The following is a 23948-nucleotide window of genomic DNA, read 5'->3' on the forward strand; positions in this document are numbered from 1 at the left end:
ATGACAATACTATGACATTCCTTACATCCCCTCATCCATATGCAAATTATGTTATAATGAAAGAATCGTGTTTTTTTGAAACGTTGCAGAAACGATCGGAAAGGAAGTGAAAGCACTTTGAAAACGTGGAAAGTAAACCTCATTGTGCTTTGGTTTGGACAATTCCTGGTCAACTCGGGCATGACCATGATCACCCCGTTTTTGTCCCTTTATCTCGCCAGGGATCTTGGCGTGGTTGGTGAGCATGAAATTGGCATATGGGCGGGATTTATATTTGCTGCCAACTTCCTCACCTCATTTTTGTTCCAGCCCTTGTGGGGCAAATTATCTGACAAGTACGGCCGAAAAATTATGTTGCTGCGTTCCGGATTCGGGATGGCGATTGTTATCGCCTTGATGGGTTTTGCACAGAACCCGTGGCAGCTCCTTTTATTACGACTGCTCAACGGTACGATCTCCGGCTTCAACCCGGCAGCAGTTGCGCTGATCTCGGGTACAACGCCGAAGGATCGCATGGGTTTCGCGATGGGTATCAGCCAGTCTGGCCAAGTGGCCGGTACGATTCTGGGTCCGCTGATCGGCGGTTTGCTTGCTGATGCAGTGGGCTTCCGCCCCATCTTCTATATTACTGGCGGACTAATCTTCGCAGCTTCGATGCTCGCCATGTTCCTGGTCAGAGAGAAGTTTGACCGCAAGGAAGCGGCCAAACTGCCGGAACAATCCGTATTGTCCGGTCTGAAGGAACTGAACAAGTCTCCCCAGTTACCTGCGCTATTCGCTGTAACATTCCTGTTGCAATTTGCCATGATCAGCCCGATGTCACTCTTGCCGCTGTATGTACAGAAGTTACACGGTTCGGATGTCAACGTCGCCTTCTGGGCAGGGCTTGTCGGTGCAGTCACGGGACTATCCAACATGGCCATGTCCCCGATTCTCGGGAAGCTCAGTGACAGGGTAGGTTCACACAAAGTACTTACGTTCTCTCTTATAGGAACAGGGCTCATGCTTATACCTCAAGCTTTCGTTCAGACGGTATGGCAGCTCATCATCGTCCGTTTCATGATGGGTGTGTTCATGGGTGGCCTGCTCCCGAGTGTCAACGCGCTCATTCGCTCCTATACGCCGGATAGCATGATTAGTCGGGCCTTCAGCTTTAATACGAGTACACTCGCGCTCGGTAACATGCTTGGAGCCGTAATCGGCGGCTTTATGGCCGGGTTCATTGGCATCGAAGGACTGTTCATCGTCTCTGGTGGGCTGCTGCTGCTCAACATGGTTTGGGTAAGACTCAAGCTGTACAAAAAGCCCCCTCTGATCAGAGAATCCTGACGTTTGGATTCACATCATATTTGTTTCTTAAGAAAAAGCCGCTTTCAGCGCCTATTAGGCATGAAAGCGGCTTTTGGCATTCATTTGTTCAACCCTCAATATTGATTCATTGAGTCAGATGGCTTGTGAATTTAACTTGTGAATTGAATCGGGTATTCTTTAACGCCAAATACAAAAGCACTTTGAATCGGCTGCAGAACGGTTTCCGGCACAAGCTGAATGTCTTCCATTTGCCGAAGCATCGTCTGAAGTACAACCCTCGCCTCAAGTCGTGCAAGCGGCGCACCGAGACAGAAATGAATACCAAAACCAAAACCCATATGTCTGTTCGGCTTGCGGTCAGGTACAAACTTCTCTGCCTGATCGAATTGAGCGCTATCCCGGTTGGCCGATCCTACCCAGGATATTACCTGTTCCCCCGCCTGAATTGTTTGTCCGTTCAATTCTACGTTTTCTTTGGCAATACGCCCAATAGCCACAATTGGCGGATAATATCGCAACGTTTCTTCTACCGCAGTCGGGATAATTTCAGGGTGCTCTCGCAGCTGCTGCTGAAGCTCAGGCTGCTCTGACAGAATACGTACGGCATTGGTAATCAGATTGGTCGTGGTTTCATTACCGGCAGCAAGTAACAAGATGCAAAATCCGACCACTTCCTCTGCCGTTAGCTTCTCCCCTTCAATCTCTGCAGCAAGCAGTATAGAGATCAGATCATCCTCTGGTCGCTGACGTCTTTCTTCCATAATGGCCGTGAAGTAGCTCGCCAGCTCCTGCTGGTTCCGTTTCTTTTCTTCCATCAATTCCTGGAAAGCTTCATCACTGTCATCACGCGCACCCTTCACGAGTGCATCAGACCAGTCTTTGAACTTCTGGCGATCTGTTGCAGGGACTCCAATCAATTCGGCGATCACGATAACTGGAAGTGGAGTAGCAAGATCATCGATAAGACGCATACGGCCTTCTGAAAAATGCGGACTTAATAATTCATCAGCGATTTCCTGAATACGCGGAGCTAACGCTTCGATCGCTCTAGGTGTGAACGCCTGATTAACCAGATCCCGTAGTTGTTTGTGCTTCGGCGGATCTGTAGTAAGCATGCTGGCATTTGCGCGATCACGTTCAGAAGAGAACAGTTTAGGATTTTTTAACACATATTGCACATCTTCATAACGGAAAACATCCCAGCATTCTCGATGGTTGTCATAGCGGACTGGAGTATTGTCACGAAGTTCAGCGTACACCTGGAAGGGAAATAATTGCTGCTCCACCGCCTCCAGCTCCCGGATCGGAATGTAATTGGCATACTTTCTGGGTGCTCGGTTCATCGTTTCTCCTCCAATCATTAATATATATTTATTTACATATTGAAATCACCATATATTATAGACTCAACACTACGGGCATACAAATATTTGGCAATAATTGAGCCTCTTTTCCTAGAACGTATTACAAAAATCGTCAAGACTTGCTAACTTATACCCCCGCTATTCGTTTTGGATAAGATCACTTCAGCTATGGACGATACTGCAACACTTCCCCCAAAGTTTCCTTCTAAATCTATCAGGTCAAAAGACTCAAATGTAATAAAATATGACACGAAAAAATATTTATTAGGATTTCATATTCCTCATTCTCTTTTTTACCTTCTCATATTTATCCATAAAACCTCATAAATACGCTATATACTCTACATTTCTATCAATGTAACCGATTACTCTATCTATATCTACAATTGTCATATTATTTAACATGAAATACAATCAATTTGAATTCATATACATATCATCCTCAACAAACATCACACGAAACTAACCTGAAGGAGAGTGCTATTCATGAAAAAAACTTCAAATCTTCGTCCTTGGGCTGTATGGAGCACAGCCGCTTTGACAGCTCTGACCATTTCCCTGTCCCCCATCGGGACCTATGCGGCTCAGGCGGCTACGGTAGAAGTGAGCGGTACAACTAGTGCGGTTCAGGCCGCATCATCCACTCCGGCTCGCAATACGACCATCCCTGCTCTATCAGATTCGTTCAAACAATCCGCTCTGCCTAATGTTCTGGTCATTGGAACGGGTGGTACGATTGCAGGTCAATCCGAGGATGCAACCAGCTTCCAGAACTATAAAGCTGGCACACTCCCGATTGGAGAAATGGTCGACGCCTTACCGGACAAACAGAAGATTGCAGATGTTAGCACACTCCAATTCGGAAATTCAGGTTCAGGTTCTTATACCATGGCTGATCTCTATGACTTATCTCAAACCGTAGACAAGGCTCTGGCTCAGTATGACAGCGTTGTAGTTACCACCGGTACAGATACCATGGAGGAAATCGCCTACTTCCTTGACATGACCGTACAAAGTGATAAACCCGTCATCATTACAGGGTCCATGCGCCCTTGGACAGTTATCGGCTCAGATGCACAAGCCAATCTGTACAACGCCATCAAGCTCGCAGGCAGCGGGCGCACCACTTCATTTGGGACCGTGCTAATGTTGAACGATACCATTCAATTGGCACGCGGCGTGACCAAAACAAATGATTATCGAACAGACACGTTCGAAACTCCGATGCTTGGTGCAGTAGGTTATATTGATGAAGAAAACATTCGAATTTACCGTGCTCCTGCACGTGCCTTGAAGCCTGAAGGTACATTGAAACCGGCATTCGACCTGAGCAAAATCACGAAGGCAGATCTCGCCAAGGTGGAAATTGCGATTTCCTATCAGGAAGCTGGCGGCGAAGCTATTGAAGGATTTGTGAAGGGCGGCGCCAAGGGAATCGTAACGTCCGGTACCGGAGCAGGCGGTATCTCCAAAGCGATGGGACAAGCACGTACCAAAGCGGTCGAGGATGGCGTAATCTTCGTAACGACCACTCGGACAGGTTCAGGCAGTGTATATGGCGGTGGGAAAGGCGTTATAGCCGGTGACAACCTCAGTCCTCAGCAAGCACGCATTTTGTTGATGCTCGGCCTGTCCTTTAGCGACGATTTTGACACGATCCAAAAATGGTTCGAGACTTACGGAACGCCTGAAGTTTAATAAGGCTCTCATCACTTCACTCCAATAAGCAAAAAGAGACGATAATACCCTGAGATTCAGGAGTGTTATCGTCTCTTTCTTTTCGAATTGAATACGCATTCCATCCGTTTTAACGGATCTGCATCTTTTCTTACTTCACCCAGGCCAGAGCCAGACCATCATAATCCGGCAGCATCGTCGTTACGAGGCGCGGGTCACTGGCCATCTGCTCGTTGAAGCGTCGAACCGCGAGGACAGCCGGACCCTGCTTGTCTGAATTCAGCGTACGGCCGCGCAGGAAACAGTTATCTCCCACAATGACCGCCCCGGGCCGCGCGAGCTTAATGGCGTAATCGAGGTATACGGGATAATTCTCCTTGTCTGCATCAATGAAGAAGAAATCGAAGGTACGTCCTTCCTGTGCCAGCTGCTCCAGACTGTCAGCTGCGGGGCCAATTCGATATTCGACTTTATCCCCAAAGCCTGCTTCCTCCAGATGACCACGAGCCATCGCTGCGTATTGCTCTTTTAGTTCAAGCGAAGTCAGGGTCCCCCCGTCACTTAAACCGCGAGCAAGACAAATTCCGCTGTATCCGCCCAGCACGCCGATTTCGAGTACAGCCTCCGATTTCGATGTCTTCGCTAGAAAAGTGAGCAAACGGCCATAAGCCGCTGCAACCGAAACTTCCGGCATGCCGTTCGATCGGATGGCTTCTTTTACCTTTAACAAGAGATCATCCTCTTGAAATAATTGATTTACATATTCGTCAGGGGTCAGATTCACCGCTAAAATCCTCCTTGGACACTTGGACTGCTTTCCATATGGATGCCAATGTTCTATAATAAATGTTTGTTGTCAAACACAGGCGGTTGAACTGCTGCATCGGCTCGAAAGATGAATGCATTAGCTCACCGCATTTCTCATTGTAAGTTTTTTCACGGAAAGCGGCAAGGCCGCACCGTCACTATACAGCTGAGAGAAGGATATTCCTTCCCCAGCTTGAAATGGAGTTGAAATGAATCACATGGCTCAATTGCAATTGATTGCGACCTCGGCGATGGGACTCGAGGCTGTTGTCGCCCGGGAACTGAAGCAACTGGGGTATGAGGATGTTACGATCGACAATGGCCGGGTTTTCTTCACTGGAGATTATATTGATATTTGCCGGTGTAATCTGTGGCTGAGAAGTTCCGACCGGGTGTTGGTCAAAATGGGTGAATTCCCGGCGACAACTTTCGATGAATTATTTGAAGGTACCAAAGCATTACCTTGGGAGGAATGGATTCCAGCCGATGGCGAATTTCCGGTTGAAGGTCGCTCCCAAAAATCTCAGTTGAGCAGTGTGCCTGCATCACAAGGGATCGTGAAGAAAGCAATCGTAGAGAAACTGAAGCTGACTTATGACACGGAGTGGTTCCCCGAGGATGGGTCTCGTTATGTGATTGAGGTCATTCTGCTGAACGATCGCGCCCTGCTAACTTTAGATACGACGGGACCAGGTCTGCATAAACGGGGTTATCGTAAACTCGTAACCGAAGCACCACTCAAAGAAACGCTTGCTGCGGCACTTATTCAGCTCAGCCGCTGGAATGTTTCCCGTCCATTCTATGATCCATGTTGCGGTTCAGGCACCATGCTGATTGAAGCCGCCATGATCGGCTGGAACATTGCACCTGGACTTCGTCGGACCTTCAACTCCGAGAACTGGGCTGTCATTCCTGAAGAATTGTGGGAACAGGCGCGCGAAGAAGCATTTGACGCGGTTCGCGACGATATTCCATTGCAAATTTCGGGCAGCGACATCGATCCGGAAGCTATTGAAGTAGCACAGGCAGCAATCAAGAGTGCCGGCTTCGCCAAAGATATTGAAGTCAGCGTCCTGCCCGCTCATCGCGCAAGACCACAGGGCGAATATGGTGTCATTATTACCAACCCTCCATATGGTGAACGTTTGAGTGAAGAGAAAGAAGTGCAGAAGCTGCTACGTTCTTTAGGGCGCAGTTACCTCGATTTACCGACATGGTCCTTTTTTGCCATCACGTCGACCAAATCTTTCGAGGAAGACTTTGGACACAAGGCAGACAAGCGCCGTAAGTTGTTCAATGGACGCATTGAAACCCAATATTATCAGTATTTGGGCCCACTGCCTCCACGTAATAAAACACCACAACAATAATAATATTGGAATGATCAAGCGCTCCTGCCGTTCACGGCTGGGGCGTTTTTTTGTATGTATTTCGGGATACTTATGGATGATCTTGTTAACATTGCTTCCGCATGAAGATTTTCTCCCCTGGGCATAGTTGAAAAGCCATGACACCACGCTATAATGGATAAAGTCCTATTTTACATTCCGTTAACAAAACCATTCATCAGGGAGGAGACATATATGTTTGTCACTAAGCCAACACGCAGCCTTACGCCGCGTGGGCTTCTGAATCATCCACTTACGTTATATCTTATTTTTCTTGTACTCATGCTGCTCAAATTAATGTGGCTCCACCACAATCTGCACGCTTACAACATTACGATGGGTCTTCTGGACAAAGTGATTGCCATCGGTTCGCTGCTGCTTCTGTCCTTCTGGACCTGGTGGCTGCCTCGCCGGGGCATGATTATATCACTCGTTATACTCAATCTGCTGCTCACTGCACTGATCTATGCGGATATGGTTTATTATCGCTACTTTCAGGATTTCCTAACAATCCCTGTGCTGATGCAAGCCAGACAGGTTGACGCTTTGGGAGACAGTATTGCTACGCTTATTTACGCCAGTGATCTGTGGTTCTTCGTCGATTGGCTGGTGATTATCCCATACGCAGCGATCCTGCTGTTCAGCAAACGTAACCGTCGTGGACGTTCCAGCGCATATTCGAACGGGTTGAACTCCTACTCGTCAAATTCAGGCAAATCAAGTGTGCGTCGTCGACTCACCGCAGGCAGCATTGCTCTGGTATTGGGTCTGGGGCTCGCGGTTGGTCCGATATATTTTTATAGTAAAACCTGGGCAAAAGGGTTGTTCGATAACAACTGGTGGAACGTATCCATGTACAATGTTACCGGACTTCTTGCTTTTCATGGCTATGATCTGTACAACTATGCCAAAGACCAGCTCGGCTCTGGACCGGAGGTCGATCCTGCCGATCTCGAACAGGCGGAAGCTTATTTCGCCAGCAGACAGCAGGCTGATCCACTGAAGGATGAGATGTTTGGCAAGTACAAAGACAGCAATGTGATCATTGTCCAAGGTGAAGCCTTCATGAATTTCATGATTGGTCAGAGCATTGGCGGACAGGAAATTACGCCTCATTTTAACGAGCTGATGAAGGAAAGCCAGTACTACAGTCACTTTTATCACCAGACAGGTCAGGGGCGAACATCGGATGCTGACTTTGGGGCCAATATTTCATTGCATCCACTGTCGGTTGGATCCGCGTTTGTCCGTTACGCAGACCACAGTTATGATTCTCTGCCTTCTATCTTGAAGGATCATGGTTATAGTACGAATGTATTTCATGCCTATGAGAGCGGATTTTGGAATCGTTATACGATGTATCAGAATATGAAGTATGACAAGTTTTACAGTAAAAATGATTTTGAACAGGATGACCCGCTTGGCTGGTCGCTGTCGGATGAGTCCTTTTTCCGCCAATCGGTTGAAAAAATGAGCAGTGAGGTTACAAAGCCCTTCTACTCATTCCTCATTACGCTCAGCAGTCATCATCCATACGCGTTACCCCAAGATAAACAGCAGCTGGATGTGGGTGAATTCAAAGGAACGATGTTTGGCAACTATCTGCAATCCGTTCATTACGTGGATTCTGCGCTCGGCAACATGGTGGAAGACCTGAAAAATCGGGGATTATGGGACAAAACGATCTTCATGTTCTATGGGGATCACGATAATTCCATCAAAGAACAGCCACAATACGAGAAATTTCTCGGACGTTCACTAACTGATCTGGATATGGAGCAGATTATGAACGAAGTGCCTTTGCTGGTGCATCTGCCTGACGGAGCCGCAGCGGGAACGATTGACGAGCCTGCCGGACAACTGGACGTTACACCTTCAGTACTGCATCTGCTGGGTATTTCAGATCAATCCTACTACCACATGGGCAACGATGTGTACGACGGTTCCTCCCGTATGGTGGTATTGCGCAGTGGTGCATTTACAGATGGCTCCTTGTTCTATATTCCTTCGGATGATTACATCTATGACAGCGGCTCCTGTTACGATCTGTCTACTGGTACCAAAACGGATATTAATGCTTGCCGATCTGGTCATGATGAAGCAACAAAGCGACTGCATGTGTCAGATACGGTTAATACGTTTGACCTGATCTCGCGTTTTCGCGAGGAGCAAGCGCCTGCGTCCGAATCCTAACAGATATGGAACGGTAGCTGACGGAACTGTATAATTCATTTTTCAAAGTTAACCCGATACTACAATGAAATGGAGCTAGTGCATGACCATGACGTCACATCCAGACCAATTCAATATCGAACAAAAGCTGTTCGAAGAAGCTGCAAACTTTGTCAAACATCGCTACCCTCAAGGGTGGGGCGGCGCAGCTGCTGTTTATACCGAAGCTGGATCGCTGTTAATCAGCGTAGCTCCAGAAGTGATTAATGACGCCACGCATCTGTGTATGGAAACAGGCGCCTATCTGGAAGCCCACAAATTAAACGAGCGGGTCACCCACTCGATCTGTGTAGCACGTGACGATGAGCACTCAGAATTCAAGGTCCTCACCCCTTGTGGCGTGTGCCAGGAACGACTGTTTTTCTGGGGAGAAGACGTGAAGGCTGCCGTGTACGATCCGGATGGAGCTTTAATTTTCAAGAGGTTGGACGAAATTCAGCCTTACCATTGGACCAAGGCATACCGGGATAAGTAAGAAGTTAAATTATAAGTGTTGAGGCTGCAATCCGTTGCATGCTTCAGCACTTCTTATTTCGAGGCTGGTAATAACCACAACCTTGCGAATGATTGAAAGTCGCTATATAATTGTAACTGTATTGGTTTCATTTATAGATGATGGAGGTTTTAATGAATGAATATTGAAATATGGTCCGACTTTATGTGTCCTTTCTGTTATATTGGCAAACGTCGTCTGGAGAATGTACTCGCACAATTCCCCCACCGCGATGAAGTGAAATTACAGTTCAAAAGTTTTGAGCTCGATCCAAATGCTGAATTGAATAGTGGCAAAACCAACGCAGAATATCTGGCTGCCAAATACAATATGAGTGTGGAGCAGGCACGCGGCATGAATGCCCAAATGAATGCCAATGCTCGTACGGCTGGACTGGAATACAACATTGATGAGATGATCCCTACCAACTCCTTCTCTGCTCACCGTCTGACGCATTGGGCAGAAACACAAGGAAAAATGCTTGAGCTGAGCGAACGACTATTTCAAGCGATCTTCATTGAAGGTAAACATGTCGGCAATACCGATGTACTGATCGAGTTGGCTGAAGAAGTAGGTCTGGATCGCAATGCAGCAGCAGAAGTGTTGTCCAGTAATCAATTCGCAGACCAAGTGCGTGCCGATCAAGCCGAAGGCGAACAGTTAGGCATCCGGGGTGTACCGTTCTTCGTATTTGATCGCAAGTTCGCTGTATCTGGCGCTCAACCGGATGAGGTGTTCCTTGACGCTATCCAGAAAGCATGGGACGAGCGTTCCCCCTTCACAATGGTAGAGTCCAACACCACTGACGCAGATGGCAGTGGAGTATGCACCGAAGACGGCTGCGAGGTTCCGCAATCTGACTCTTCCAAATAACACAAAAGCAGCAGGATCAAGGGTTATCCCCTGAACCTGCTGCTTTTTTTACAATCTACAACTCAAGCTCATAATAAAGTTTTAGTGTTTGATAAACAGTTGCAGTGGAGGGGACGGAATCAATTCTGAAGAAGCGGAGCGTTCGCCTGAAAGCTTTCTGTAAGAAAGCTGCTTCGGAAGCATAAGCTGTCTCCAAATTTTCACCTTGAGAATTTTGAATCAAAAAAAATTTGGAGACAACAGCGATTGGAAGAATGATCCGTATCCGGAACAACTCTACGCAGATCATTAAACACTCATTTTGGAATTGAGCTACACGCTCAATCCCAAAACAGCTGATCCGGATGTGGTCCCGTCCGTTTATCCGAATCCAGCGCATCAATCAGTTTCAGCTCATCGGGAGTCAATTCAAAATCAAAGATGTCCGCATTCTCGCGAATTCGCTCCGGGGTAACCGACTTCGGAATCGTCACGATCTGGTTCTGAATATCCCAACGCAGAATAACTTGCGCTGGTGTTTTTCCGTATTTCTGGGCCAGACTTTTCAAAGCCGATTCCTTGTTCAGTTTACCTCTCATAATGGGGCTCCATGCCTCCAGTTGAATCAGACCTGGATGCAGTTCCACCTGATTCACCGCAGGTACCGTTCCACCTTCATCTATGATATCGCGCAGATGGTGTACTTCGAAATTACTTACACCAATGGCACGTACACTTCCTTCGCTATATAGACGTTCGAAAGCTCTCCACGTCTCCTTATACTGGTCTCTACCAGGCCAGTGAATTAAGTATAGATCAATGACATTTAATCCAAGCGCCTTCTGACTGGCCTCAAATGCTCTCAAGGTCGAATCAAAGCCTTGATCCTCGTTCCACAGCTTGGTTGTCACAAACAGCTCATTCCGAGCAACACCACTGCTCGCAATAGCTTGTCCCACTTCTTCTTCATTTCCATAAACGGACGCCGTATCAATACTCCGATATCCGACTTCCAATGCAGTCTCCACTGCTTGCTGTACTTCCTTGCCTTTTGCTCGATAAGTCCCAAATCCCAGCCATGGCATCGTCACTCCGTTGTTCAGAATCGTACAATCTGTAATATGTTTTGTCATTCTGTACCTCCTGTGTGAAATTTGCCTGCTCTTGGTCTATTAACCTTCTCACCAAATTTTAAGCGGCACTTTGCATACAGTTTGGCTGGATCCACTTCTTGGGGTCATTCAAAAGAGACATGAATAACCCGCAAAACACTGCTGCTCTGCGGGTTTCTGGTGTGACAGGAACGCCTATAGATCCCCTTGCCCATTCTGACTCTGGATCGAGTTCAATCTTCTCTTCTCCTCAATGAACATCTCTTCTGCCAGCTCAACGCCCTGACCTCCAAGCGAACGTTCAGCTTGAAGCATAGCCTGCTCGGTATGCGCCAAACGGCGTTCTGCCTGTTCAATGGTCTGTTCTGTTGGATGTGACATTGCCTGTGAAACGGCATAATGAAGTTTGTTCACTGCATTCTGCGCCTGGGATACGGTCGTATCGGCTTGCAAACTGGAATCATAACGCTTCGGCATGAGTATTCCTCCTTGGGATCATGTTCCTGTTACCCCATTAGGATGGTTGACATCGGCCTTCCTTATTCTTCTTTTGCTAAAACAATGACGGATCGCTTCACTGTTCCCCTTAAACGATTAGTGATAAATATCATGATGTGTATAACCTTTTCCGGTGTGACTGCGTTTATTTGATAATTACCTTTTCACAAGGAGGTGTGTATTTGAAGAACTTTGGGATTGTGTTCATTCTGGTACTTTTATTACTGCTTACCAGTGGCTGTAAACCTTCGACGTATGAAATAACGGGATATACAGGCTCCTCTATTAATAACGAGATTCCGGTCCCCGTGAATGCAAAGCAGCTGAGCGTAACGACACATTCAGACAATCCAAACATTCAAACAGGCATTAAATATGAATTGAAACATATCGGGGGAGAACAGGGATTATATGTACCCTCCGATTATTTCGAGAAGTTATCCGAAGCCGGATGGGTTGAAGTGGAAGAAGAGCGAATGGGGAATGTTCATTATTTTAAAAAAAGCGATACTATCATCGCCATTGAGATTCAAGAGGATACCTTTAAGATTTTTGAAATGATGCAGGGCTTTACGTTCTAACCCTGTACCGTTCCTAATCACAACTAAAAAAGAGAGGCCGCGGCCTCTCTTTCCTTTCGTGGACAAGTTTGCCCAATGTAAATTCATACAATTACTTTACGAATTTCGCTACTTTTGCAAGCACTTCTTCTTCTGACGGAGCACTGATGTACCTACCGTTGATGAAAACAAAAGCACGCTTCGCGCAAGGACCGCAATACGATTTGCAACCAATTTTGATCTCCGTATCCGGAGCCATTTTCTCCAACTTGGCTACAATCGATTTTAGTCTGATATGATTACATTTTTCGCATACGCGGATATCGTTAGCCATGAGTTCCCCTTCTTCGCTCCCTTAGTGGTCGCCGTGGTTGCCTTTGGATGGGTTCGTAATCACGAAGCCTTCTTCAGGGAAGTAAAGGTAATCAATTTTAACGCCATCCAGCAAAGGCTGATCATTCTCAATAATAACGTCAATCTCTTTATCGGTAGATACAACCGTATCATTTTCTTTTGGCGTATCGATATCGAGTCCGTAGTGGGCATGATCTCCGTGTGCATGTGTGATCACAACGCGCAGCAATTTACCTTCGTTCTCAGGCTTGTCCAGTTCAAGTTTCAATACTTTCGCGGCATTACGTGTAATTTTGCAGTTCATTTCATTCATCTCCTATATCTTAATTGCTGATTCCAACAATTTTTCAGTATTTCTAAACTCCAGCATCTATTGTAAAGAAAATTACTGCGCTTCGCAATAACATTGATGCAAAATCGATGTTAAAACCACCCATTTTGTGTCGGATTAAGACGACGCACCCGCTTCAAGTACCGGATATTTGCGCTCCGCACGACTTACAAACCAGTTCATCAGCAGCAACGTAACCCCGATATCATCTATAGGCATAAACGGCATCACGTCAGGAAGCACCCAGTAGAGCAGCGCCGGGATGATGAACAGCAGCTTCTCACCCAAAGGGATCTGAGGAGCCCGCAACAGACGCGGCAGCCGTTTGAATACTTGTGTCCATCGTTTGAATGACAGCAGTCTTCTCCACTTCATATGAACCCCTCCGTATGATTATTGCACTGAAATAAAACAGCACACGTTATAGTCACACCCATCATTACCCGTTCCAGAGCGATCCGGAACGACTGATGCAATATGCAGATTAAAAAAACGAACGCCGGTCACAGCGCCCGTTCCTGTTATACGAGTGGACAACCCTTTAAGTTTCATGTCTTCCCATCCAGATTATGTGAAGTCAGATTTCATGGATTACCGGTCTTCCCTGTTAGTGCTCTCGATCTGTTAATAATTCAGCCAACAGCATGCCAACCTCTACGCAGATGTCATCGAACTGATCCATGGGCAGCGGGTTGACCCCAAGTCCCACTTCTACCGTGAAGCCGGGCTTTCGAAACTTCTGAATGAACCAGTCTTTGTACCCTGCATCACTTCCACCCAGCTTAACTGCCTTGTATCCCGAAGCCCTTGCCAGTCTGCGTGAAAGCGGGGCACTCTCCTTTGGCTCCAAATCTCGGTAGTTCCAATAAATTTCTTGTCCCTGACTGTGCAGCGAAACGACAGCATCGAAATGATGTTGCTCGGTCCACTGTGCAAGTGCCCATGCCTCCGGTTCCGATAAGGGAGCGGTTCCTGCATAATCTCTGGGCCCTGGTGTCGTTATCCCTCTTCTAGCTGCTTCTTCCTCCCAATAAGCCGGGAATTGATCGTTAAGGTCTACTCCCCTGATATTAGACTTCCAATGCGTAAAATGGGAGCGTCCAGCATTCCATGCCAACAATTCTTCTGCATGGGGATGATCATTGACCACGCCCTCTTGCACCAATTCAACTCCATCCGGGTTGACCATGGGCACACCCCACAGCGTAGTTTCCTGCATCCAGCGTTCCGTCTGGAATTGATGCCATGGCGTATGTGTACTGTAGGCCTTCGCATATTCTTCAATGAACCGCATCAGAACCGCCGTTGTCAGCCACTCATTTGCATGAACTGATGCGTTGACATGAATATGTCTGGGGCCTTGACCCAAACGCAGATAAGGCAAATCCTTGCCCATGACACTGCTGCCAATGGAGCCAATCTCGATAAATGGATACTTCTTTTCGAGCAAACCGATATCACGGCTCATTTCACGATAACCATACTCTCCCTGCAACTTGACGATAGTTTTTCCATTTGAATCGGGAATATGAATACATCGCCCGCACCAGTCCGGAATGTTCGCTATTTCTGGATTGGCCTCGCGCAATTCTTCTTCATTCAGTCCAAAACGTAATGCAATCACGGCCACTTTCTCCCCAGGCTGTACTGCATACCTGCGTCCCGTTCCCGGCGTAATGCGCAGCATCTGTCCTGTTAGCAAATAGGGCTGGGACGCTGCTTCCGGGTTGAGAGCAGCCAGTAACTCCTTGGTCATATGGTTCGCTGCCGCAATACGCGACAAGGTATCTCCCTGATGAACAATAATCCATTGCAGCTCCATGTCGATCTCCTTTCCCTTAGGAAATTGTGTAATCTCCTGTCCCTTTCTCACCTGTATCCTTACTGTATGTAATATGTATGCCGATCTGGTTGTCCGTCATGTGACATGAATCGCGTAAATCTCTCCAACATAAGAAAAACGTGAAGATACATCGAAGCTTCTTATACTTTCGGATATGAACAAAAGAATCCCGGAACACTAAGTGTTCCGGGATTCTTTTAAGCATTGAAATCAAAAAAAGTTATGGTAATTGGGTAACCTGCCACACAACTGGCGTTTTGGAGATCTGTTCCCCTAACCATTGACGGGTAATATTCTGGAACATGCGGGGGTCCCCTGTGCAAAAAAACTGATGGACCGGCGTCTCATCCCCACTAGCCAGCTTTCGTTTATCATACAAAATCGTACTGATTTCCCTTGCCGTTTCATCTGCCGAACTAATCAGCTTCACTTCCTGCCCCATAACCTCCTGAATGGTATCCATGAGAAAAGGATAGTGCGTACAACCCAGAATAAGGCAATCAATCGGCTGTTGTTTAATCTGGCCTAGAGATTGCTCCACCGTACTTGTCGTTTGCTCGGAACGGAATTCGCCTTGCTCCACCAGTGGCACAAGTGCCGGACAAGCCTGACTGACCACATCAATATAGGGAGACAACTGTTTGAGTGCAGACGTATATGCACCACTTCCAATGGTCCCCACGGTGCCAATGACACCGATGCGTCCTGTGCGTGTCGCTGTGATGGCTGCTCGTGCTCCAGGATGAATGACACCAATGACAGGCACATTCACCTTGGCTCGAATATAGTCGAGCGCTGCTGCCGTAGCCGTATTACAGGCGATAACGATAACCTTCGGATCGAACTGGATCAAGAAATCAACGATTTGTTCCGTGAATTGTTTAACTTGTTCGGACGAACGGGGTCCGTACGGTGTCCGGGCAGTATCTCCAAAATATATGATCTTTTCCCGTGGGAGCTGACGCATCACTTCCTTGGCGACCGTCAATCCCCCTACACCGGAGTCTAATATAGCGATTGCTTGCTGCACGAACACACCGCTTCCTTCTTCATTGAATTGGTTCTGTTAACATATTGGTTCCCAGAGCTTTCTTCCTACCGTATGAATTTTCAGGCAAAAAGGTACCTACATCTTACCCGATTTCATCGCAGGGTTCAAACAAAATGCCGTATCGTACAACTCCTGCACGACCACGCACAACAAAGCAGGCTCCCCTCCAGATGGAGGAAAGCCTGCTCGCGTTCAAGCTTAGCTTTAGATGTTATCTTTGGAGTCGTCGGCAGGAAGCTTCGCAATGACTTCAATGCCAGACTCATTTGCTGCATCTGCATCGATGGAAGAATCGGAATCAGTAATGACGGCGGATACGCGCACTTCTTTACCTTCAGCGCAATTGCGCCACGATTGGATATCCTGGATAACGACATCTGCCGTCTCTTTTACTTTGGATACGATCTGTGCGCTTTGTTCTCCTACCTTGCTAGCCAGTTCCTGACCCTTCTCACTCACCTGACGTGCACCTTCCGAAATATCTTGACGAAGTTCGCGTCCGGATTTTGGCGCCAGCAGCAAAGCTGTCACTGAACCTACAACCGAGCCAATTAATGCTCCCCACAACAAACTTTTGTTAGAATCCTTCACGTCTCATCTCTCCCTTTACCTTAAATGAAGTACCGAATAACTAAGCAACGGCCTGTTGCTCGTCAATCCGGGCGAATGCCTACTCTGTTGATGCAGTATAAGCAGCAAGGGCTTGACCTGACACTCGGATACCAAAAAAAATTCTGGATGTCGTCTTCGCACCTTCTGACGTTATCGAGATATGTCTCAGGTCTGCCGCGCCGGCTCAAGCGGAGCAGCAGCATGTTCATCACCCGGGTCCAGATCAATTACATATCGTCCTGGTGCAATCAACGCCGCCTGATGCTCACAACGCCAGCGTCGTCCGCCGGAAGATCCCAGCGTCTGTCCATCCTGTAGAACATCTCCCTGATCAAATATGTAATAGGCGGCCCCCAGTAATGTCTGGGCTACCGTATCCGGATCGAGTCCAATAAAATGACACTGTACATCAGGCACACCAAGTGCTGACAAACCTACCGTGTCCATAACCAGCTGACGCTGTTCCTCCGTGCCCCCAGCCTGATACATGCGCACATTCATCGCAGCGTAGAGATGCTCCTCACGCTCCTGTGACAGCACATAAGCTTCCGGTTCAACTAATTTGTCACTGCCGTACCAGTATAACGCCTCACAAGGCAACACTTCCATGACAGCTTGAATCGTCTTTTGGAACAATTCGAGTCGTTGTTTGCGCGGCATGGCAGCAGTGAACATATCATGAAGTCGGATAGAATATTGGATCGTTTCCATAGCTTGTCCTGCTTCTGGCCAATGCCAGGCTTGCTGTAAAGCCCCTCCAAAGCGGGCACGATCTACAATTTCAGTAATGGGGAGCATGCAAGTCTGTGCTGGAATATTACCTTCCTGAAAAGAAACCTTATAATCCAGGTGGTAGAAAACCAGCATCTCAGGATTATGCTCCTCATTACCCTGCTTCACGTCAAGCCGGACTTGTCCGGTATGACGGCTCAGTGCATCATGCAAACGCCCCTGATCTATAACGGGACGTTCCTGAAATAACAGCTCAATCATATATACCGGATGAAACCCGGAAGGTATGTCATTCGTTTCATTATTTACTTCTCGATCTTCTTTCCGTTCGTTCGTCATGCTGTTTCCCCTCATTCCTTGCTCTGTCCCTCGGCCTGTGCAGTCTGGAAAGGTCCGAGTTCTTTTTCCACGTAGGTATTGACCTGATGGGAAAAATGTTCAAGCACGCCCGGCAAGTCACTGCTCAGCGGATGCAGTTCAGACCGCTCCCAGCTGTAATAGTCCTGAACGAGCGGCTTGCGCAACGATACGAGGCGACTAAGCACCTCATAGGTTGCATGATCAAAAACTTTCTCTTCGTGGTTAATTTCAATAATATCGTCATAACTGCTCGCATCACGCATGATGAAGCCATCAATGAGATAACTCCCAACATCCGTAACGATTTCAATCGCCAGATGAAGACAGCGTTCCTGTACTAGACCCAGCATTAGACTGCCATCCCATGCTTGTGACGCGCGACGAAGACCTTCGGCCACCTCCGGTACGGCAGCAAGCCGGCGGGCAATCTGTTCTCTGTTTACGTAATACAATGTGTTCACTTCCCGTTCAGTGAATTATCGGTTCCTTTTTCCTCTTCGCTTCAGCCAAAATAACATCACAGGACAAGCGATCAGAAACACGACAAAAATATATAAAAATTCCATAACGTCTCTTAAATCGCTCATGCAGAGTCCCCTTTATCCAAAATAGAATGAATAACAGATTAGATTTCGTAGTCCACTGCAATCGACTGCTCTCTGACCTCGTTCATATACTTGATGACTTCCTGATGCAGCGGATGAACCTGATATGCCTGAAGATCTTCCAGTGATGCAAATTCTGCCGTAAGTGAGATGTCAAAAGATCTGTCCGAACGAAGCACGTCAATACCCACTTCAAGCGAGATCAGAACATCAATTTTCCCTTGCAGATTGCGAAGAACATTCGCAGCCGCTTCGATACTTTCAGGAGAACGATCTTTCATTTTAAACAGAACAATATGTTTAATCATCAAACAAGCACCTCATTTAAGTATAATAATTGGTATGATTGAATTTTCTTGTATCCAAAATATATCATAACGTCCTCTATTACGAAAGGATACTTGGAAACGTTCTCTTCAAAGACAACCTAATCGGGGCTGCTTTCATTCGCCTTGGATTTCTCCTGAGACATATTATCCGTCTGTTCAATTTGGTTTGTCTGTTTTTCCGGTAAGACTTCTGCTGCTTGTTCTTTTGTCTCCTTATTCTCCACGTTTGGCTGTGGTTGTGGCCATTCCCTGTCAGACAACCCCTCCTGTTTTTTTAGCACCGCTATAGCCTGTCTGAGCTTGTCAGGCAATGGAAGCCCAATGCGGGCATAATTTTCGGTAATGGATATCAGCTCATTCACCAGATAAAAGTAGATGGCTCCCCCTTTAATGATGTCAGTTCCCATGAGCATGTCAATTCGGTGGGCAAGCAGAATAACCGTTAGCATGAGACCTTTGCGCGCGAGCCCCCAGAATCCAACATTACTATTCAATCCTTTTCCCGTTCTTACTGCCGCAGCGAGACCCGTAATATAATCCACAGCCATTGCAACCGCCAGCAAGCTAAGCAACTGATCCCATCCACCAAAAGCAAACGTCATGAACGCCCCTGAAATGGCAGCAAAGGTACTTACGGATGGACTCACGTTTCTCACCTCTCCCTCTCATTGATCTCCATACAAGATATGCAAGAATAAGAGATTTTGACAGTCCACATGCCTTGCTGAACACGCGGATTTCTAATTTCAGATTTGTGCACATTGGAAATGGGTTCCTTTAACGGGAATCGAATATTTATGGGTAAATCAGGGAAATAAACCGCATCATATCAACAAAAAATAGATAAAAGTACTAAAGTCTCACTAATAGGTAATTAGACTCATTTTATTTTTATTCATTATCTATTTGATCCCTTAAATTTAGTGAAACATTGTAATCTAGGAATATACTAGGATGTGAATTGCGTCTGGTCTAGTTCATAATTCCTCCTTTGTAGCGGATTCGCGCATCCGTTCATTTGAAACAGGTGCACCCGGCACTTGAAAGTACCCCCGTACTTATTGTAGTATTTGGTTAAAAAAATCGGAGGAAATATGCCTAATCAACCAGAACAACATTCCATCCAGGCGTGGTCTCTGATCAACCGTAAATATTTGGGAAAAGGCGTCCGTGTTAAACGATTCCGAAAACCGACACGCTGTCAAATCCGCAACCGTGTTCTTCTTGCCGTGCTGATGGCCAATGATATCAAGTTGTCACAGCTCGCCGAAGATCTATCCATCTCTTCACGCAGCGTCAGCGCGTGGGTGTATGAAGGACGGATACCCGGCAGTACCAATTTGGACAAGGCATGCCAATTGCTCGGCTACCCGCGCCACATTCTTTTTAATGAAGAAGTGGTACGCAAAAGCCCTGTCATTTGTCAGCCCGAGCCTTCCCGCTTCATGAAGCGTACGGTGACCCGTTCTCCGGTTAGCAACCGTATTCTAACAGGCTTGTGTATGGTCCATGATTTGTCGGTGACAGATGTCAGCCACTGGATCGGGGTTCACCCCGGCACTTTCCGCAAATGGCTGCATCAGGGAACGCTGCCTTCTGCTGCGTTTCAGGAACAAGCGGAACAATTTTTCCGCATCCCGAAAACTATTTTGTTCGCAGATGTCATCTTGAAAGATCGCCACAATAACTAAATTAGCGAACAACCAAAAGGCTCTGTCCTCTCCCCATTGGGAAAGACAGAGCCTTTTTAAAATACCATTTTCATCGTACAGGTTATATTAAGTTACCATTTCTCCAATCGCGTGCACTCAGCATCGTCTCTCAGGGGCGATAAGCGGCCCTCTTGCCCTCCAAACAGCTTTGGATGCATCATTCCCTTCATTCCCAGTCACTCCTTAACCTGGGCCGGTACAGAGTGCTCTCTGAACGAGGCGAAAATTCCATTCTCGAAAGGCGCGGTGACTTATACCCATATATACCTCATCAATGCTAACCAACCAGTCCATTAAATCATGGATCATTTAATGAAATAGAACTTCATCGTTAGCTTCATTTCCCCATTATATTTGTACGAACAATTTAACCCAACACTTTATATGAAGTATAAAAAAAAGCCTGTCCCTTAAGGGAGTAGGCTTAATTCAAACTCTAATTCAGCTCGTATAACGTTTGGTTCGATCTATCCTTATCCCTTGTAAGACCGTGTTTTTCAAAAATTCATGTAGATTCGTTGTTATCGAATCAAGCACAAGCACCTCTAGCGTAAACAACAACACTTCCTTGTCTCGTACATTACATGATTCACTCTTAATTTGTACGTACAACTAAATGCATAAGATAACACTTGTTCATATTTTTTCCCATCCTTATTTCGAACCCACGTTTAGAATCTCGTTGATATATTTCAGTCCCGTATAACGATCACGAAGCAAATGAGCTGTGTTGAAAGCATGTTCCACCATCTCCATGGATACACCTAGTTGTTCAGTCGTTGTAGGTCCCCCAACTTGATCAAGCCAAGCTATAAGCTGAGATGCATCCGGCAGATTATTGTATACATGGAATACCGGCTCGTCGGATTTTTGTGCAAGATCTTTGTATTTTACGGTAAGCAGTGCACAGGCCACTCCCACCTTGGCACCATGCAAAACAGGCTTGTGCCCTGACTCCATCAGATCCATCTCCCACCGATGAGACAGATGATGTTCTCCACCGGATGCCGGGCGGGAATGATCAATGATTAGCATGGAAATGCCGGAAGCAATCAGCGCATCCATCAATACACTCACACCATCGGCCCGTCCTTCAGCGATACCTTGTACATGCTCCACACAGGTCGTTAGTGCTTCTTCTGTCATGCGATAAGCTACGGGGCAGAACGGTTCTCCACCCAGATCCCTGGAAACCACCCAGTCCGCCAGTGATGTATATTTACCAAGCATATCTCCGAATCCGGCAGCATTCATCTCTTGAGGGGCTTGCTCCAAAATATCGATGTCCGCAAAAATAGCTTTAGGCGGTACCGCCTGGAACGTCTGTTTGACGCCGCTTACAATAAGAGGTGCACCCGCTGAGGTAAATCCGTCAACCGAAGCTGCTGTAGGTACTGACAGAAAGGGCTTGTTCATTTTGGAGCAAACAAATCGCACCAGATCATGAATGGTTCCTGAACCAGCAGCAATGATCGCCTGACTTTCTTGTTTCACACCGAGCAGTGCCTGCACAATCCCACCCTCATCGGCGATCACGTCGCCTGCTTTGTTCTCTGGCATGCATATCTCATCCACATGAACGCCTACTTCTCGGATGTTCTTTACCACCTCGTATCCTGCTGCCGGACCTGTAAATCGATCATATACCACTGTTACATGTCTGTACCCTTGCTCGGACAAATAGCCAGGTAACCGCTGAATAGCTCCATGCTCCAGATAGACCTGCATTTGCACCAACCGATGATCATGCCCACAAGTACAATTTTGCGCTTCTTCGTTCCATAGGGCAATTCGCTTGTTCATATTCATTCGCTTTTAACCTCCCTTAAGAAATATCATGCATAATTACATGGTTAAAACCACAAAATGAAAAAAGGAAATAAAATGTGAGTATTTTCCTGATCACACTTTACTTCCTGTATTAAAAATTTGCAAACCCCAAACTCACATTCCCAAGCAGGTGAACCTATGAAATTAACCAAAGAAATAGGAATTTCTCTCGGATTTCTCGCAGGAACGACATTTGGCAGCGGCATCGCCTTTTTGTTTCGCTTCCAGGCATATGAGGTGATGGCAAGTGTTGCGCTCTTTGGTATTGCTGGAGCGATTGCAGGCCTATGTGTGCAACAATTCATTTTCAATAAATAAAAAAACAAAAAAAGCTCGCGAATTGCCTTTAGAGCAATTTCGCGAGCTTTTTTCTTCGATGCGGTCGAGAGGACTCGAACCTCCACGGGGGTTAGCCCACACGGACCTGAACCGTGCGCGTCTGCCAATTCCGCCACGACCGCATAATATGTATCTTCTCATCATGGATGAAAAGTACTCCGGTCAAGCAATTGCTTGTTTTACCGTAATTAAGAGTATACATGCTCTGAAATAAGTTTGCAATACCTTTTTTTCCAAGCTGCAATGAATAGGACATATGTCCTTTTTTAACCCCATCAAACTCCCTATCGTAGACATTAAGCAGATCAAGTGTCCTGTTGGACACGCTATACCTTGCATAGAAAAGGGGAGTTTTGCATGACGATCAAGAACACAACACATGAACGTATTGAAGAAGGAAAACGCAGCATTCACTGGACGGAGTTGCATATGCCCCTGCTCGGCGAATTAAAATCTCAGTTTGCCAAAGAGCTGCCTTTTGCTGGTTTAACCATCGGTATATGTATTCATGTGGAACCTAAAACAGCTGTGTTATGCCGCACACTCCAAGCAGGTGGAGCCAACGTTGTATTGACTGGCAGCCCGGGTACAACCAAAGACGCCGTCGCAGCAGCTCTGCAAGAAGAAGGCATCACGGTATATGGTCAACGTGCGGACAGGCGCAATGAGCACCTGCAAAATATCCAAAGTGTACTTGGTCACCAACCCCATCTCCTCATGGATAATGGAGCTGATCTGGCGCGTACCTTCATTCAACAGTATGATCCTAACTCTCTTATTGGGGGTACGGAGGAGACAACGACCGGGGCCTATCTGCTGCGTGAAGAGACGGGTGAGAACATTCCTTTCCCCATCATTGTTATTAATGACAGTCCACTCAAACGAATCATGGAAAATGAACATGGTGTTGGACAGACCATTATTGAAGGTTTCATGCGTACTACAAACCTGATTCTGCCTACACGTCGTTTCGTGATCGTAGGTTATGGAACCTGTGGACGAGGCATCGCCAGATATTTGCGGAATCTGGGCAGTCAGGTCGTCGTTGTTGAAACCGATCCGATTGCTGGCCTGGAAGCGGCGCTGGATGGGTTCAGAGTGGCACGATTGGAGGATACATTTGCATTTGCCCAAGTGTACATTACTGTCACTGGCCGTCCTAACGCCATTCTGAAGGAACATTTTAATCAAATGAATGATGGAACGATCCTCGCCAATGCCGGACATTTTTCTTGGGAGATGGATTTGGAAGGTCTTCGTCAGGAGGCGGAGCATACGGAACATCTGACAGCGGATATTGAACAATTTACATTAACCAACGGACGTGGACTCATGCTGCTTACTCAAGGCGAGATGCTTAACCTGGCTGGTGGCAGCGGCAACCCTGCCGAAACGATGGATCTAGGCTTGTCCCTGCAAGCCGCCTCCCTCCTATATCTTGTACAGCAACGCCAACATCTCACCCTCGGACCACAACCGGTTCCTCATAGCGTTAACAACACTATCGCCGGACAGATGTTGAAGCATTTAAGCTACAAGATCTAATCAATGTGATT

25 protein-coding genes, 1 tRNA gene and 1 pseudogene are annotated in these 23948 nt (G+C 46.8%); 10 read left to right on the forward strand and 17 right to left on the reverse strand.

From position 1 onward, the window contains the following. Nucleotides 1–117: 117 nt before the first annotated feature. A complete protein-coding gene (locus tag gpAD87_RS16380; RefSeq protein WP_063564892.1) occupies nt 118–1329 on the forward strand; it encodes an MFS transporter in 1212 nt (403 codons plus the stop codon). Between the two features lie 131 nt (nt 1330–1460). On the opposite strand, the gene gpAD87_RS16385 is transcribed toward gpAD87_RS16380, so the two are convergent. Continuing rightward, complete coding sequence (locus gpAD87_RS16385) at nt 1461–2654, reverse strand: cytochrome P450 (RefSeq protein WP_064639218.1); 1194 nt, start codon at nt 2652–2654, stop codon at nt 1461–1463. 507 nt (nt 2655–3161) lie between these two features. Here gpAD87_RS16385 and gpAD87_RS16390 point away from each other — a divergent pair. Continuing rightward, nucleotides 3162–4373 (forward strand): asparaginase, encoded by a 1212-nt coding sequence (locus gpAD87_RS16390; protein ID WP_064639219.1) that lies wholly within the window; start codon nt 3162–3164, stop codon nt 4371–4373. A 130-nt stretch (nt 4374–4503) separates the two neighbouring features. Here the strand turns inward: gpAD87_RS16390 and gpAD87_RS16395 are convergent, their stop codons facing one another. Further along, nucleotides 4504–5136, reverse strand: coding sequence for an O-methyltransferase (locus tag gpAD87_RS16395; RefSeq protein WP_064639220.1), 633 nt, complete (start codon nt 5134–5136; stop codon nt 4504–4506). Nucleotides 5137–5377: 241 nt separating this feature from the next. On the opposite strand from gpAD87_RS16395, the gene gpAD87_RS16400 reads away from it, so the two are divergent. The 4 genes from gpAD87_RS16400 to gpAD87_RS16415 all read left to right on the forward strand — a co-directional run bounded on the left by gpAD87_RS16400 (nt 5378) and on the right by gpAD87_RS16415 (nt 10145). Then, nucleotides 5378–6529 carry a THUMP domain-containing class I SAM-dependent RNA methyltransferase gene (locus tag gpAD87_RS16400; protein WP_063564896.1) on the forward strand — a complete coding sequence of 384 codons (1152 nt, stop codon included), beginning with the start codon at nt 5378–5380 and terminating at the stop codon, nt 6527–6529. A 213-nt stretch (nt 6530–6742) separates the two neighbouring features. Then, complete coding sequence (locus gpAD87_RS16405; protein WP_064639221.1) at nt 6743–8740, forward strand: LTA synthase family protein; 1998 nt, start codon at nt 6743–6745, stop codon at nt 8738–8740. 88 nt (nt 8741–8828) lie between these two features. After that, nucleotides 8829–9254: a cytidine deaminase gene (locus tag gpAD87_RS16410; RefSeq protein ID WP_064640978.1), complete on the forward strand. Its 426-nt coding sequence runs from the start codon at nt 8829–8831 to the stop codon at nt 9252–9254. Between the two features lie 156 nt (nt 9255–9410). Further along, nucleotides 9411–10145 (forward strand): DsbA family oxidoreductase, encoded by a 735-nt coding sequence (locus tag gpAD87_RS16415; protein WP_064639222.1) that lies wholly within the window; start codon nt 9411–9413, stop codon nt 10143–10145. Nucleotides 10146–10465: 320 nt separating this feature from the next. On the opposite strand, the gene gpAD87_RS16425 is transcribed toward gpAD87_RS16415, so the two are convergent. Next, the gene (locus tag gpAD87_RS16425; protein ID WP_064639224.1) at nt 10466–11257 is read right to left on the reverse strand and encodes an aldo/keto reductase; all 792 of its coding nucleotides are present in this window, start codon (nt 11255–11257) and stop codon (nt 10466–10468) included. A 174-nt stretch (nt 11258–11431) separates the two neighbouring features. Then, a complete protein-coding gene (locus gpAD87_RS16430) occupies nt 11432–11713 on the reverse strand; it encodes a hypothetical protein (RefSeq protein ID WP_063564900.1) in 282 nt (93 codons plus the stop codon). 203 nt (nt 11714–11916) lie between these two features. Here gpAD87_RS16430 and gpAD87_RS16435 point away from each other — a divergent pair, with 203 nt between their 5' ends. Continuing rightward, complete coding sequence (locus tag gpAD87_RS16435) at nt 11917–12315, forward strand: hypothetical protein (protein WP_064639225.1); 399 nt, start codon at nt 11917–11919, stop codon at nt 12313–12315. A 91-nt stretch (nt 12316–12406) separates the two neighbouring features. Here the strand turns inward: gpAD87_RS16435 and gpAD87_RS16440 are convergent, their stop codons facing one another. From gpAD87_RS16440 to gpAD87_RS16485, 11 genes and pseudogenes are all read right to left on the reverse strand, one after another. Continuing rightward, entirely contained in the window at nt 12407–12628 is a 222-nt protein-coding gene (locus tag gpAD87_RS16440) for a DUF1450 domain-containing protein (protein ID WP_024629198.1), read from the reverse strand. 21 nt (nt 12629–12649) lie between these two features. Further along, nucleotides 12650–12952, reverse strand: a complete 303-nt coding sequence (locus tag gpAD87_RS16445) for a hypothetical protein (protein ID WP_064639226.1) — start codon at nt 12950–12952, stop codon at nt 12650–12652. 144 nt (nt 12953–13096) lie between these two features. Next, nucleotides 13097–13354, reverse strand: a complete 258-nt coding sequence (locus gpAD87_RS16450) for a hypothetical protein (protein ID WP_064639227.1) — start codon at nt 13352–13354, stop codon at nt 13097–13099. An 18-nt stretch (nt 13355–13372) separates the two neighbouring features. After that, the gene (locus gpAD87_RS31840) at nt 13373–13531 is read right to left on the reverse strand and encodes a hypothetical protein (RefSeq protein ID WP_157258479.1); all 159 of its coding nucleotides are present in this window, start codon (nt 13529–13531) and stop codon (nt 13373–13375) included. Nucleotides 13532–13586: 55 nt separating this feature from the next. Beyond that, complete coding sequence (locus gpAD87_RS16455; protein ID WP_442950723.1) at nt 13587–14801, reverse strand: M14 family metallopeptidase; 1215 nt, start codon at nt 14799–14801, stop codon at nt 13587–13589. Between the two features lie 241 nt (nt 14802–15042). Further along, nucleotides 15043–15852, reverse strand: coding sequence for a glutamate racemase (gene racE / locus gpAD87_RS16460; RefSeq protein WP_063564957.1), 810 nt, complete (start codon nt 15850–15852; stop codon nt 15043–15045). Between the two features lie 225 nt (nt 15853–16077). Continuing rightward, nucleotides 16078–16464: a YtxH domain-containing protein gene (locus tag gpAD87_RS16465; RefSeq protein ID WP_063564903.1), complete on the reverse strand. Its 387-nt coding sequence runs from the start codon at nt 16462–16464 to the stop codon at nt 16078–16080. A gap of 186 nt (nt 16465–16650) precedes the next feature. Next, on the reverse strand, nt 16651–17556 hold the full coding sequence (locus gpAD87_RS16470) for a DUF4261 domain-containing protein (protein WP_064639228.1): 906 nt from the start codon (nt 17554–17556) through the stop codon (nt 16651–16653). Between the two features lie 11 nt (nt 17557–17567). Then, nucleotides 17568–18029 carry a DUF86 domain-containing protein gene (locus gpAD87_RS16475; protein WP_063564905.1) on the reverse strand — a complete coding sequence of 154 codons (462 nt, stop codon included), beginning with the start codon at nt 18027–18029 and terminating at the stop codon, nt 17568–17570. Nucleotides 18030–18202: 173 nt separating this feature from the next. After that, nucleotides 18203–18490: a Dabb family protein gene (locus tag gpAD87_RS16480; protein WP_064639229.1), complete on the reverse strand. Its 288-nt coding sequence runs from the start codon at nt 18488–18490 to the stop codon at nt 18203–18205. A 284-nt stretch (nt 18491–18774) separates the two neighbouring features. Next, nucleotides 18775–19167, reverse strand: a pseudogene (locus tag gpAD87_RS16485) (phage holin family protein); the annotation flags it as partial. Between the two features lie 438 nt (nt 19168–19605). On the opposite strand from gpAD87_RS16485, the gene gpAD87_RS16490 reads away from it, so the two are divergent. After that, nucleotides 19606–20202 (forward strand): helix-turn-helix domain-containing protein, encoded by a 597-nt coding sequence (locus gpAD87_RS16490; protein ID WP_024629188.1) that lies wholly within the window; start codon nt 19606–19608, stop codon nt 20200–20202. Between the two features lie 675 nt (nt 20203–20877). Here gpAD87_RS16490 and gpAD87_RS16495 read toward each other — a convergent pair. Next, nucleotides 20878–22032, reverse strand: coding sequence for a sn-glycerol-1-phosphate dehydrogenase (locus gpAD87_RS16495; protein ID WP_064639231.1), 1155 nt, complete (start codon nt 22030–22032; stop codon nt 20878–20880). A 159-nt stretch (nt 22033–22191) separates the two neighbouring features. On the opposite strand from gpAD87_RS16495, the gene gpAD87_RS16500 reads away from it, so the two are divergent. Continuing rightward, on the forward strand, nt 22192–22371 hold the full coding sequence (locus gpAD87_RS16500) for a hypothetical protein (RefSeq protein WP_063564909.1): 180 nt from the start codon (nt 22192–22194) through the stop codon (nt 22369–22371). Between the two features lie 59 nt (nt 22372–22430). On the opposite strand, the gene gpAD87_RS16505 is transcribed toward gpAD87_RS16500, so the two are convergent. Then, nucleotides 22431–22514 (reverse strand) — tRNA-Leu (locus gpAD87_RS16505). A 235-nt stretch (nt 22515–22749) separates the two neighbouring features. Between gpAD87_RS16505 and gpAD87_RS16510 the strand changes: the two genes are divergently transcribed. Continuing rightward, complete coding sequence (locus gpAD87_RS16510; protein ID WP_064639232.1) at nt 22750–23937, forward strand: adenosylhomocysteinase; 1188 nt, start codon at nt 22750–22752, stop codon at nt 23935–23937. The last annotated feature ends 11 nt before the right edge of the window (nt 23938–23948 follow it).

It is taken from the genome of Paenibacillus sp. AD87 (assembly GCF_001659845.1).
Classification (GTDB): Bacteria; Bacillota; Bacilli; order Paenibacillales; family Paenibacillaceae; genus Paenibacillus; species Paenibacillus marchantiae.

Coding starts and splice junctions, on each gene's coding strand:
- gpAD87_RS16440 (WP_024629198.1), bottom strand. CDS start 12,628: ATGGCTAACGATATCCGCGTATGCGAAAAATGTAATCATATCAGACTA.
- gpAD87_RS16500 (WP_063564909.1), top strand. CDS start 22,192: ATGAAATTAACCAAAGAAATAGGAATTTCTCTCGGATTTCTCGCAGGA.
- gpAD87_RS16490 (WP_024629188.1), top strand. CDS start 19,606: ATGCCTAATCAACCAGAACAACATTCCATCCAGGCGTGGTCTCTGATC.
- gpAD87_RS16510 (WP_064639232.1), top strand. CDS start 22,750: ATGACGATCAAGAACACAACACATGAACGTATTGAAGAAGGAAAACGC.
- gpAD87_RS16470 (WP_064639228.1), bottom strand. CDS start 17,556: ATGACGAACGAACGGAAAGAAGATCGAGAAGTAAATAATGAAACGAAT.
- gpAD87_RS16430 (WP_063564900.1), bottom strand. CDS start 11,713: ATGCCGAAGCGTTATGATTCCAGTTTGCAAGCCGATACGACCGTATCC.
- gpAD87_RS16450 (WP_064639227.1), bottom strand. CDS start 13,354: ATGAAGTGGAGAAGACTGCTGTCATTCAAACGATGGACACAAGTATTC.
- gpAD87_RS16385 (WP_064639218.1), bottom strand. CDS start 2,654: ATGAACCGAGCACCCAGAAAGTATGCCAATTACATTCCGATCCGGGAG.
- gpAD87_RS16405 (WP_064639221.1), top strand. CDS start 6,743: ATGTTTGTCACTAAGCCAACACGCAGCCTTACGCCGCGTGGGCTTCTG.
- gpAD87_RS16480 (WP_064639229.1), bottom strand. CDS start 18,490: ATGATTAAACATATTGTTCTGTTTAAAATGAAAGATCGTTCTCCTGAA.
- gpAD87_RS16410 (WP_064640978.1), top strand. CDS start 8,829: ATGACGTCACATCCAGACCAATTCAATATCGAACAAAAGCTGTTCGAA.
- gpAD87_RS16455 (WP_442950723.1), bottom strand. CDS start 14,801: ATGGAGCTGCAATGGATTATTGTTCATCAGGGAGATACCTTGTCGCGT.
- gpAD87_RS16445 (WP_064639226.1), bottom strand. CDS start 12,952: ATGAACTGCAAAATTACACGTAATGCCGCGAAAGTATTGAAACTTGAA.
- gpAD87_RS16415 (WP_064639222.1), top strand. CDS start 9,411: ATGAATATTGAAATATGGTCCGACTTTATGTGTCCTTTCTGTTATATT.
- gpAD87_RS16390 (WP_064639219.1), top strand. CDS start 3,162: ATGAAAAAAACTTCAAATCTTCGTCCTTGGGCTGTATGGAGCACAGCC.
- gpAD87_RS16400 (WP_063564896.1), top strand. CDS start 5,378: ATGGCTCAATTGCAATTGATTGCGACCTCGGCGATGGGACTCGAGGCT.
- gpAD87_RS31840 (WP_157258479.1), bottom strand. CDS start 13,531: ATGAAACTTAAAGGGTTGTCCACTCGTATAACAGGAACGGGCGCTGTG.
- gpAD87_RS16495 (WP_064639231.1), bottom strand. CDS start 22,032: ATGAATATGAACAAGCGAATTGCCCTATGGAACGAAGAAGCGCAAAAT.
- gpAD87_RS16425 (WP_064639224.1), bottom strand. CDS start 11,257: ATGACAAAACATATTACAGATTGTACGATTCTGAACAACGGAGTGACG.